Here is a 1,224-nt window from a genome sequence, read left to right as displayed (position 1 = left end):
CCAGCCTTATCGGAACCTGCCGGATGAACGGGGTCGAACCCTATGCCTATTTGGTCGGCCTGTTCACCAAATTGGCCGCGGGCCATCTCAACAAGGATATCGACGCCTTGATGCCCTGGGCCTATGCCGACGAACAATCAAAAGACGTGAGCTCGCCCGGGACTCCCTGACGTGCTCGTCCGCACAAATGGCTGGAGCCTGTCAACAGCAAGGCGCGAAACTTCCCAATGGGAAGTGGACGGCGCATACAACGCATCCTTCGGAATCGTTGGCTCACAGAAAGGCTGGAGCAATGCTGCTCTCGGCCGAGTTCTGGAAACCATTCTTCAATCTCGGGTCGCGAACCCGGTGGTTGTCGTTGACGAGGTCGAAAAAGCTGGCACCGCGAAATCTGTATCAGGACGAGCGTTTGGGCTGACCGAGGCCTTGCTGCCCCTCCTTGAGCCTATGACGGCGCAAAACTGGAGCTGCCCATACTACCAAGTGAAATTCGACATGAGCTGGGTGGCATGGGTGCTGACCTCGAATGACTTCCGGAGCCTGCCCGAGCCTCTTCTAAGCAGATGCCCGCCAATCCGTTTGCGGCATCTGACACAAGCTGAGCTGGTGAGATTTATTCGCCGTGAGGGTCACAAGAAGGGTATTGATGACACAGGGATCGAAGCTGCCGTGGAAGCGTTCACTCGCTCGGGCCGGAAGAACCAGAGTATGAGTTTGCGAACCGCAGCGCGTGTAATCCTGCGCGCTTATGATCTCGAGCGTCACCCGATTTTGCATTGATCACGACGTGGGTATGCCGAACGTTAAAACAAACGGTGGCCTAGGAGCATAACACCAAGTTTCGCAGCCGCGGCGGCATACGCAACTTTGAACGTGATCCCGAGCGTGTTCGGCGATTTGTCGAGCGAGGAAAGGAGTTGCAGCAGGCGCGGGAAAAGGCGCTAGAAACCGAGAATGTCAATGAGCGTTCAAAACTGGATCTGAAGCAGATTTGGTGCAGCCCAACCAGCTAAGCGCTATATATCGGTAGGTTTTGCAGGAGGTTGCCGATGGCGTCACAGTTTTCACGGCGGGATTTCCTGCCAGCAGGTCTCAAGGCCAACCAGGTTGAGCTTGTTGGAAACACGGTCCGGATCCACTCGCGTTCCGCCAAAGCCACGGCGGCGTGCCCGCGCTGCGGCACGGCTTCACGCCATGTTCACAGCAGGTACCGCCGGCGGCCTG

The 1,224-nt window shown here is 57.2% G+C and carries 2 protein-coding genes and 1 pseudogene; all 3 read left to right on the top strand.

Features of this window, described 5'->3' with window-relative positions:
- On the top strand, window positions 1-170 hold a 170-nt coding region (locus A9D60_RS25400), incomplete at its 5' end, for a transposase domain-containing protein (RefSeq protein ID WP_141117808.1).
- 1 nt (window position 171) lies between these two features.
- Window positions 172-780 carry an AAA family ATPase gene (locus A9D60_RS03630; protein WP_065266349.1) on the top strand — a complete coding sequence of 203 codons (609 nt, stop codon included), beginning with the start codon at window positions 172-174 and terminating at the stop codon, window positions 778-780.
- 269 nt (window positions 781-1,049) lie between these two features.
- A pseudogene (locus A9D60_RS27455) lies at window positions 1,050-1,224 on the top strand (ISL3 family transposase); the annotation flags it as partial.

Source organism: Leisingera sp. JC1, assembly GCF_001679925.1.
GTDB lineage: Bacteria > Pseudomonadota > Alphaproteobacteria > Rhodobacterales > Rhodobacteraceae > Leisingera.
The sequence above is the reverse complement of the archived record's forward strand: the minus strand, read 5'-3'. Positions and strand labels throughout refer to the sequence as shown.